This is a genomic window from Pseudomonas sp. GG8 (assembly GCF_052976945.1).
In genome coordinates this window covers 1-9,815 of sequence record NZ_JBRIIP010000021.1, presented here as the reverse complement: position 1 = coordinate 9,815, position 9,815 = coordinate 1, and the positions used below count along the sequence as shown (strand labels likewise).

Annotated in this window: 6 protein-coding genes and 5 pseudogenes; 2 read left to right on the top strand and 9 right to left on the bottom strand. The window is 54.2% G+C overall.

Annotated features, from left to right (window positions below; translation table 11 throughout):
- A pseudogene (locus ACVBEG_RS27680) lies at positions 1-349 on the top strand (hypothetical protein); the annotation flags it as partial.
- 2,016 nt (positions 350-2,365) lie between these two features.
- Here ACVBEG_RS27680 and ACVBEG_RS27675 read toward each other — a convergent pair.
- Positions 2,366-2,659 (bottom strand): hypothetical protein, encoded by a 294-nt coding sequence (locus tag ACVBEG_RS27675; protein WP_447108623.1) that lies wholly within the window; start codon positions 2,657-2,659, stop codon positions 2,366-2,368.
- Positions 2,660-4,033: 1,374 nt separating this feature from the next.
- On the opposite strand from ACVBEG_RS27675, the pseudogene ACVBEG_RS27670 reads away from it, so the two are divergent.
- Positions 4,034-4,666, top strand: a pseudogene (locus ACVBEG_RS27670) (response regulator); the annotation flags it as partial.
- A 444-nt stretch (positions 4,667-5,110) separates the two neighbouring features.
- On the opposite strand, the pseudogene ACVBEG_RS27665 reads toward ACVBEG_RS27670, so the two are convergent.
- The 8 genes and pseudogenes from ACVBEG_RS27665 to metG all read right to left on the bottom strand — a co-directional run.
- Positions 5,111-5,734, bottom strand: a pseudogene (locus tag ACVBEG_RS27665) (endonuclease III).
- 350 nt (positions 5,735-6,084) lie between these two features.
- Positions 6,085-6,246: a hypothetical protein gene (locus tag ACVBEG_RS27660; protein ID WP_447108622.1), complete on the bottom strand. Its 162-nt coding sequence runs from the start codon at positions 6,244-6,246 to the stop codon at positions 6,085-6,087.
- 166 nt (positions 6,247-6,412) lie between these two features.
- Positions 6,413-7,027 carry a hypothetical protein gene (locus ACVBEG_RS27655; protein ID WP_447108621.1) on the bottom strand — a complete coding sequence of 205 codons (615 nt, stop codon included), beginning with the start codon at positions 7,025-7,027 and terminating at the stop codon, positions 6,413-6,415.
- A 173-nt stretch (positions 7,028-7,200) separates the two neighbouring features.
- Positions 7,201-7,356, bottom strand: coding sequence for an RnfABCDGE type electron transport complex subunit D (locus tag ACVBEG_RS27650; protein WP_447108620.1), 156 nt, complete (start codon positions 7,354-7,356; stop codon positions 7,201-7,203).
- 213 nt (positions 7,357-7,569) lie between these two features.
- Positions 7,570-7,854 carry an RnfABCDGE type electron transport complex subunit D gene (locus ACVBEG_RS27645; protein ID WP_447108624.1) on the bottom strand — a complete coding sequence of 95 codons (285 nt, stop codon included), beginning with the start codon at positions 7,852-7,854 and terminating at the stop codon, positions 7,570-7,572.
- A 208-nt stretch (positions 7,855-8,062) separates the two neighbouring features.
- Positions 8,063-8,883: pseudogene (locus ACVBEG_RS27640) on the bottom strand (RnfABCDGE type electron transport complex subunit B); the annotation flags it as partial.
- Positions 8,884-9,252: 369 nt separating this feature from the next.
- Entirely contained in the window at positions 9,253-9,432 is a 180-nt protein-coding gene (locus ACVBEG_RS27635; protein WP_447108619.1) for a hypothetical protein, read from the bottom strand.
- Between the two features lie 159 nt (positions 9,433-9,591).
- A pseudogene (gene metG / locus ACVBEG_RS27630) lies at positions 9,592-9,815 on the bottom strand (methionine--tRNA ligase); the annotation flags it as partial.

The following is a 9,815-nucleotide window of genomic DNA, read 5'->3' as shown; positions in this document are numbered from 1 at the left end:
CCTTCAAAGACGAGTTGATGCCTAAGTACACCGGCTCATGATTTACACCGGCTACTGGTGGAGCCCTGAGCGTCTGATGTTGCAACAGATGATCGACGCGTCTCAGGCCCACGTGAACGGCGTTGTGCGTCTGAAGCTGTATCAAGGCAATGTCATCGTGACAGGTCGTAAATCCGACGAGTCGTTGTTCGATGCCGAAATATTGCGACGTTCCGAGGACGGCGGCGCTTACAATCAGGCGGACGCAGCCGGCTTTATCAGATGCTCTGCGCATGCCCTGCTCCGAACAAAAAGCCGTAAGTTGTCTGATAGCCATGCGGGGCCATTGAATAAACCAAGGTTTGTTTGAGGTATTCGTGCACGGAAGCGATATAGCCCTTGACCCATTTTTCCAATGAATGCATAAGGCCAGCGTTGAATTTGAGTCTGGCAACGCTTTTCAGCGCTGCCAGGTAGTCATAAGGGACTGGCAGATCGCGTCCTGTGATTCAACTCTGCAGTCTCGGGTGCACCCGTGAAATGGACTAGTGAGGCTTTGATTCTGGTGTCTTCTTTAGTCTCTTGGCCCCCGTTGCGTACGTGACAGGACGTTCGTGAACAGTCGTGTTAGTGAGCGGTGCTGTGGTGTCGAAAAGTGTAATCAAGTCTTTCGGCGTTTTACGGTAGCGCGTCATAGGCGCTCTAATTTTTGTTCAAACTGGAGCTTCCTTGCTTTAAGGATGAATTTTTTTTGAGTGACGCCAGCAACGACAGTTGTTGCTCAAGCGCTTTTTTGGGTGTCATAATAATGCTTGATAGCCCATTGTATGCTCTGCTCAATTGGATGAGGGACCTTGACGGTGCGCGGTGTTTTTACGTTAGCGTTGGCTCGTCTGGTTAAGGCTAGCAGGCATTGGCGCGTTCTTCATTACACTAGTCGCTTAATCCCAAGGTCGTAGCGTCCGCTTCGTTCAAAGGAATAGTTTGGGTTTTGATTTCTCAGGGCTCGCGTCTTTAAGAGCTCAAGGTCTTGTCGTCGTCAAGTCGGACGGCGTTGGAAGTAATTGGGTGCGGTGTTGCGCCAACTGGCACCGCAATTAAGTAAATGAAGTGTTGTTAATTCTAGAGTTGTCCATGGCGCCTGTCGTATTGTTCCTACGGCGGGCAACGAACAGTTGAACAGCGCTCTCGTGTATTCGGGTGTTTTCATGGATCGATCGTACAACACGGTCTGATTCAATTACCCATACGGCGAAATGTGAGGAGTGTGGTGTGCTTTTTGCCCAGCGGTTAATTAATTCAATGAGTTCGTCATGCGGCATCGGTTCGTCCCAGTCTTTAATCACTAAAATCCACCGGGCAGAGGGGGGGGTGTTACTGTGAGAGGTGCTGTTCTGGACAGTGAGCAGGGATAGGGTATTCTCTAGTCGCACTGACCAGGAGATGGGCCCTCCATAAAAAGCATCCTGTCTATTGGCAGGTGGAGCAAGAGTTTCGAAAATGATTTCTTCTTATTCCCGTTTGTAGGCGCTTTGAGTGGGGGTTGCTGCGGCGTGTCTTTAGAATAAAGATCGGTTTTTTTTGAGACCTTTAAAGTTTCTTCATTGGAGAAGTCAGAGGGCGCATAGAGGGCTTTATAGTTGAAGTTTAATGTCAAAAAAAACATAAGCGTCAGGGTGCAAGGGAAGACAATGAGGAACCAAACATAAAGGGTCTGCCGCGTTATCCTAGTGTAGAAAGGGCAGCGCCGTGGCGGCGGAGAGTTCAGGAGAGCCTGCGCAACAAGGCAATTATACGCACTGGGTTCATGCCGGTGATGGAGTCTTTATTCATGTTCAGTTCAAGGGGTGATGTCAGTGGATGTGAGGTGAGCCATGGTTGATGTGTTTAAGCGGATTGTGCGATACTTTGCAATAGGCAAACCCACGCGGGTATGTTTAACGGTGGCGGCGGGGGCGGATTAAGTGCAATGATGGCTGAACTTGCTTTAGTTATTAGAGAGGGACAGTGTGGGGCTTTTCGATGGCGTCGGCTAACAACTGGCTTAAGGCTGCCTGGCACGGGCAGGCAGGGGTTGAAAAGACCAAAGCCGGTCGTTGCGAGGCATGAAGACTGACGGTGATGCGGTCATCACGCTTACACCTGTTTTGTTAGGCTGCGTTACCCACAAGCACAGGCTCGGATGACGATTGATGTGATCCTCGCTCAGGCAAGTGGTGACGCGGGTTCTGTGGCGGGGCTTCAAAAATCGAAATGGATGGTATTTTTCCATCCCCATACCTGGCGCACGCTAAGTTCAATTTCTTAGCAATATCCCCATGCCGTATACCCCAAGTTGGAATAATGCATGGCGTGGCCTGCAATGTCGTCATCAACGGTAGCAGGCTTATCCCTTTTCATTCTGGATACCGCGAATAGGTCGGCTATAGGATATCTTCAGGCCGTGTTCCCCGGCCATCCGTCTCACATCTTTCTTGTTCATCGCCTCGGGAGTATTGGAGAGCGTTAACGCCCGACACCCTTGGCCACCAAACTTTTCAATAGTTCCAGTTTTATGCGGTATCTTGCTCAGGATCTGTATATCAAGGCGCGGGGGGATTTCTGACGCCAGGATAGTGTCTGCAGTCTCTCCGGTCGGGATAACATCGATAACGCCTCCTCGCTGAATGAACTGGTCCACGGCGATCACCAAATCCAGCAGAGGCGCATGTTTTTAGAGCAGGAAATGGGGGCTTATTGTTCATGGTAATAGGCCTGTGTTTGTATGCTGTTGGGGAAGTGAGCACATCATTGGGTGTGAGTCGCTTCGATCCGGTTATGCGGGAAAAATAAGGGCTCTTGAAAAGTGGCGGATTTAGAAGTCTGTTGAGTTTGGTATGGCTCGCCCAATAATCAATGAAATCACCGAGTCACGGGCAGTACAGTGGGCGGCTCGATGAGTAACTTTATCCCGTGATTCGATTAAATAGGGTGGGCAAGCGTTCTAATAGAGTTGCTGCTAATAAAAAGTAACGACTGGTAATAGAATTTGCAAGTGAAAAAAAGCGCTTTATATGAATTACCTGGCGAGTTGTGCGAGGTTATTACATTGGAGGGGTCGGCATTCTTAATGTGATGTCGTACGTTTCCTCTTCGTGTTCGCCAGGTATGGCCAGTGTTCAACGAATAGCATTAACTCTAGGTCGGATGAGCTCTTTGTATAGGGCTGCAGGCGTTTTGTTGTGAGCTGGACAATGATTTCTTTTTCAGGTCTGCACTCCGTAACCGTGCCGTGTTTGTTATATAAACTTTTAAGGTGGCAACGCAAATGGCCTGCATCGGTGATGCGGGCTATCTATTGGGTTGGATTGGGTGCGATTTCTGTTGGTATTCAGGTTGGAATGAGGGGCATCATCGTCAGAACTATTGAGTGTGGTCGCATTTTTTTCCTAAAGTGGATGAGAATAATAAAAAAGCTGTGCAATAACGTCGTTCAAATTCAACATTTGTAAATTTTGCTGAGACATCCGCAATATAATAGGTAATAATTTATGACGGGTGTTCTGTATTGTGTCTGACAATCCGACACATCTCTGAATAGACAGAGGGTCGACACGTGCGTTCATCAGTGCGTTCATGGTTCACTGACACTCTGTAAAAAACCAGTTTCAGGCACCGCGGAGTAAGGGTTGAAAACGTTGGTAAATGTGGCTTATGGCTATATTTGTGCTTCCCGGCCAGGATCCCGAGTGAGCACTGAAAATGCCAAATCTCGATTGACTAGTTATCGAGGTGTCGGATCTGTGCTTGACCAAACGTTGATAACTCTATTACTTACGCGTGAACCACGATGCTGGAGATCAGCCAAAACAATTGAATACCGAGTTAGATCCACCACCGAGGTTGCCGATTGTCAAAAGGATCAAAAAGTACATCACGCATGGCGTCTTTTGTAGGGCGTATATCATATATTGCAGATGGTTTCTGGCTGTTGGTCCTCGGGGGGCGTTGGAAGACATAACGGCTCAGCTTGTGCTGACTCTAAAAAATCGAACAGCGAAAATTGGACTTACCCATGAATAAAGTGCTGATCGTGGATGATCACCCCGTCATTCGCCTTGCTGTACGCATGCTAATGGAGCGCCATGGCTATGAGGTCATCGCGGAAACGGATAATGGCGTGGACGCCTTGCAGCTGGCTCGAGAGCATTTGCCCGACATCGTTATTCTTAGCGTCGACATAGGTATCCCGAAGCTGGACGGGCTGGAGGTAATCGCCCGTCTGACAGCGATGACGTTGCCTTTCAAGGTGCTGATTCTGACCTCTCAAGCTCCGGGGCACTTTTCCATGCGCTGCATGCAAGCCGGTGCTGCCGGCTATGTCTGTAAACAACAAGATCTCACTGAGTTGCTAAGCGCGATTAAGGCGGTGTTGTCGGGCTACAGTTATTTCCCCAACCAGGCACTTCATTCCGTGCGCTCAAGCCTGGGTAATGCCAGTGAGGCAGATATAGTCGATCGGCTGTCTGGCCGAGAGATGATGGTGTTGCAGCAGCTGGCTCGCGGTAAAACCAACAAAGAAATTGCTGACGGGATGTTTTTGAGCAATAAAACTGTCAGTACTTACGACGCCTTGTTTCTCAAGTTTAACGCCCGTTCTTTGGTTGATTTGCACTGCATTGAACTCGCTGAGCGCAATGGGCTGCATCTGACATCATTTTCGCATGCTGGGGATAGCAGGAATACGGGAAAGAGAGGCGGGCTTTGCCATCATCATGCGTAACCGATAGTCGCTAAAGCCTCTCGCGAGTGGAGCTGTCGGGGAAGCGTTTGCGATAGAAAAACCGCCGCATTGAGGTGGGTAAGTTCGAATGCTCGGCGGCGAAGTCGTACTCAGCCAGTTGCTTCTGCAAGCACCATTACTCCAAAAGGTTGTCGATCGACTGGCGTTTGCTACGAATCGGTCTTTGCCTGTTCCACAGGCGCCTGCTCGTCCTCATTGCCTTCAACCATAGCAAAGTCGTCTTCTGTGTCCGAATCCTTCTTTGCCAGTGCTCATAAAGTGGCTTCCAGCTCATTGTGACTGGCGCACCTTATAGCAATTCATGACCGGGTAAAAAAAGGATTTGAATGGATTGCCCCTGGAACTGCTTCAATCATAAACATATTGCTTTGTATTAGCGAGGTCTTCAATCCTGCAGCTGCCACCAACGGGGCTTTCGGGCCTGGCAAACATAACGGCCATGCAGGATGAGCCAGTGATGAGCATCAGCAGGTAATCCTTCAAATCGTTCATCAGTTGCTTTTCCACCTCGACCACATTCTTGCCGGGGGCGATGCTTTTGCGATTGCTACGTCACGGAAGATCTGGGTGTCGACCGCCGTGGTTAGTTGGCGAAAGGCCGTGTTGAGAACAACGTTGGCGGTTTTGCGTCCGACGCCCGGCAAGGCCTACTAGCACTTCGCAGTTGATTGTTGAAGGCGTCCGCAGTTCAATGACATATCCCATGATGACCTCTTTGCTTGCTGTTGTAAGACAATGGTTTATCTGCTCGGACAACCCTGTCACGCCCAGGTCGTAAATCGCTTGCGGGGTATTGGCCACCGGATACGGCGTGCGGTTGCTTTGTTCACTGCGACGTCTGTCGCTTGAGCCGAAAGAATCACCGAGATCAGCCGAGTAGACGGTGAGCTGTAAGGCTCATTCGAGTTTCAGGTTTCCGGATTTGTTGACCCGCAGGCGACGGAAAATTTCCAGGCGTTTTGCGGCATTCATGGCTGAAGCGTTTCCTTGGAGGCGGAGAGTCGGTCGATGTTCTTGGCATCAGGCGTTCGAATTGGGCTTGAGCGGCTTGCCCAGACGTTTCTCGCAGCCAGGAGCAGTCCTAGCCAAGATGGACACCTCCCAGGCGTCAGGAGGGCAAGGTGCAGCCCCCCTGAAAATATACTCACTTCCCAGTATGCCGCGCTTGCGCCGAACAGCCACTGGGCATGGCTGGAGGCGACCGTGCCTTCGTAACTGGCGCAGCAGCCCGAGACTTCAGCATCAATACGCTGAACAGAACAGGATCGGCTTCCGGATAATTCCGAGGCCGGTCGTCAGGTCGGCTGGCCGGGTGTATTCGCTCAGCACGCAATGAGTGCCGATTCAGTCGGTAGCAGTCGCAGCCCCTGATAGAGCGCCAGCGCTTGAGCCTGCAACACCAGTTCCAGCGCAACTGACGATGCAGCAGCCGCCACCAGTGTGCTGGCGAGCAGGTGCGAGCCGGGGTTTAACAGCGGGCGCATGGCCGGACAGGACGCTGTAGGCCGCCGGCGGATGCATAGGACCGACGGAGTTCCATGGCCCGTACGAGTGGAGGATCCGGTTGATCCCCAGGAGTGGTGTCAGGCTCAGTGGGCCAAGAAGGGGGCTGAAATCATTGTTATGTTGCGCTCGCTCGCTCATGGCGGGTTACCTGTGGATGGCGACAGGAGTTGCGCTCGATGACGTGGAAGATTGCAGTGTTTCGTGGATCGCGCTGAGCCGTCGCTTGAGAGGTAATCGTCGCCCCCGCGATCTGATCGAACTGTTGGTTGCTTGTTTTTTTTTTGACGCATTAGTTGTGCTGGCTGGCTCGTGACTTGCCGATAAAACTTGCCGAGCCGACCCGGTCGGTGGCGATACGGGCACCGAGACCGGGTGTTTGTTTTGCTTGAGAGCTTTTACCCCAATCGATTTGCATGTGGTCGAAACACCAATGAGTTCGATGGTGCCGGAGTAGCCCTGCGTCCGGCTGTGGAAAAGGATCGCGCTAGGTTGATCGGCGAGCGTTGCAAGATATGCGGCGATGACTGTCTGGGTTGCAGGCGTTTGCTCAGGCAAGGTCAAAGGATGCTGCAAGGGGTGATTGTCGAAACTGTCTGGTGGCGAGGAATCGAACTGAGGATCTCGCTGTGCCTGAGCCGCTTCGCGCGCAGCGATGATTCGCGCGCTTGTGGCGTGTTGCAGAGTGATCGTGAGGCCCGCGCAAGCACAGGCGATGAGGGTAATGATCAGCACGCTGAGTGCTCTGGAGGGTTTATTCATGACGCCAGTTCCACGGGTTTTCTCGGGCGAAGGCGTACGTCGTTGCCAGCGCGGCCCGTGGCGGCATGAGCAGCACCGCGAAAGCGACCCCGTCAGGGTGGCGCCCCAGGTGCGAATAAGGTAGGTGATCACGCCCACTCCAGCCCCAAACAATAGGCGTGCGCGCATGGGCTTTAGGGGCCGGACACCGGTTCTGTCGCGATAAAAAACGCGCCTAGCATGCTTGCACCGGTCAACAAGTGGAACAGCGGCGAGCCGTGGGAATCCGACCCGGAACCGTTCCAGCGGCGGGCTGATGATGGGACGACCCAGCATTTCCACTGGCGCATGCAGGCTGCATGATCTTCCCGCTGTTTGAGCCGAATGCACCGCCCGCCAGGAATGCCAGGTTCAGCCACTCGGCACCTCTGCCTCCGAACCGGCGGCGAGGCTCCTGCGAACAGCTCGTCGACGGTCAGACTTTTATTGATCCGCAGCGTTGGCGGCGGTGGGCTTGAGCCCAGGCATGGCGTCGTCATCATGAGCGGAGTTGAACTCGAAGTCTATGCAGCCCGCCCATCAGGTTCAGGCTGTAGAGGCGCCGGCCAGTGGTTCATCTGTTGCGGAAACGACACCAGCACCAAGGCATACCCAAGCATCGCGCGGTTGAACAGATTTCCTGCTCCGCCGAACAGGTGCTTGCCACACAGCAGTGCAAAGCCGCTGGCCAGCAGTGTCAGCCACCACGGTGAATACGGCGGCAGGCGATGCCGGCAACGTGTACTGAGCCAGTACGCTGCCATGTATCGCTTCAGCGGCCTGAGCGGCTGTTGACGCAGCGTGAGCACCAAGGCCTCGGCTGCAAGAGCCGTGCGCCACCAGTAGCCAATCGATCAAAACGCCCATCCATAACCAAGAGCGCCAACGCGGCACCGTCATCACCATGACGCCCAGGCTGATGATCTTCGCGGCACTCATGACCTGTTCGGTCGGGCTGGCGTTGTTCAGGCAGTCGTAGATTTCCAGACCTTGGGCTGCTCGTCGAGCGTTTGCTTCGAGCGTGATCAAGGTGTGCTCGGCGGCTTCGAATTCGCGCTGTAGCCGACCATTCGCGCTTGCTGTTCGGCGGTGGGCGGGTCCTCGCCAAAAGCCTTTGAGCCGGCAGCTTCAGACTGCGCCCGGCTCATAGCCAAGGCTATTTTGGCTTTTTCAGGGCCTGGTCATCGGCCGCCAGCTTCTTGCGCACGGATGCGCTCGATGGCGGCCTGTACGGGGTTGAGTGCAGGCGTTGCTGTGGTTACGGGTGTTTGAACAGGTAATCAGGGAGCGGGCCAGCCGTTCGGCCTGCTTATGCTCTTCTTCACGACGCAGCCGGTCGTTGCGCAGCTCGAAGCGTCGGCGCGCATGGTCGCGCTTGCTGGCGCGGGCTTGTTGCAGTTCGCTGCTTCAAACTGCAGTACCGCCATCGACCGGGATCACGCTGAGTGGCAACGGGTGCATTTCGATGCAATCCATGGGCGGGACAGGTGCCACGCACAGGTCGCAACCCGTGCACTCGTCGATGATGACGGTGTGCATCAGCTTTGCTGCGCCAACGATGGCGTCCACACCGGGCAGGCCTGAATGCATTTTGTGCGGCCGCCGAATGCGCTGGGCTTCACGGGATTGATTGCGATCTGCGCAGGCTGGCGCGGGGCCGCGATGAAGTCCAGACTGTACGACAGGGACTTCCAGTAGCCGGGCGAGTGCTGCGATGACTTCATCGCCGCCGGGCGGGCGCTTCTGATCGCTTCGCCGCTGGCGATTCCTTCGGCGTAGGGCTTGCAGCCGGGATGCCCACATTTGCCACACTGTGTCTGCGGCAGCAGCGCATCGATACGTTGGGATTCGTCATAGTTGACACGCCCACTGGTCGAAAGGCCAGTCCCATCAAACCGGCACTGATCAGTTCGATGGGCGTGCCGCGAAAAGGCAGTGGAACGTGCTGGACGTGAATGCGTTTGAGCGAGATCATGAAACAAACTCAGTACCCACCGGCTGATCCCGGCCCCAAGGCTCAATGCCAGCGTGAGGAACTGCCACTGTGAGCACTGTCGGCGTCTCGCCAACCCGGAGTCCCGGCGTTACCCAGCAGTAGTGGCCGCGGCCGGTCCAGAGGCGAGTCGGCAGAGCACGAACGACATGGATATCCCGAGGCGCTGATCAACCGTACGCTTACGGCAGGAATATGAACAAACGCAGGTACGTCAGCTCCAGCGGCAGCAGCAGATGGGTGCCAGCAGGTAGCTGATGAGTGTGCTTGAAAACATTATCCACGTCGTTGCGATGCCGATGCGTGTACTTGCGAGCCGGGTGAGGTCGATGACGAAGGCCTTGAGTAGCGGGTCGACACCCAGCGGCAACTGCAATACGAGATTGTTGATCAATGCGGCGCTGATGAGGTAGGATGAAGTCGGTCATGGTCGTGCCGGGAGTGAGCGATCAGGCGAGGAGTCAGAAAGATAGTACCCGGCAAGGACGCAGGCCGTACTTCTTCCATAAAAAAGCCCGCCGAACAGCACTGTTGCGCGGGCTTTTTGCCGGGCTTACTTGATGCGTTGACCAGGCTTGGCGCCGCTGTCGGGGCTGAGCAGGTAGATTTCTTCGCCACCAGGCGCCGGCATCGCCATGCCTTTCCAGGGCGGTGCAAAGCGCATTTTGCGCGGTTTGAGGTTGGCAATGGTCGTGGTCGGCGACCTTCCAGCTCGGCTGGATTCGGATAGGCCTTTTCGTCCGGAAAAGACATTACGCTGTTCGTCGCCAATGTTCA

What these genes read in the sequence shown, in the direction of transcription:
- ACVBEG_RS27655 (WP_447108621.1), bottom strand. Translation starts at nt 7,027, where the DNA reads ATGAATAAACCCTCCAGAGCACTCAGCGTGCTGATCATTACCCTCATC.
- ACVBEG_RS27650 (WP_447108620.1), bottom strand. Translation starts at nt 7,356, where the DNA reads ATGCGCCAGTGGAAATGCTGGGTCGTCCCATCATCAGCCCGCCGCTGG.
- ACVBEG_RS27660 (WP_447108622.1), bottom strand. Translation starts at nt 6,246, where the DNA reads ATGCGCCCGCTGTTAAACCCCGGCTCGCACCTGCTCGCCAGCACACTG.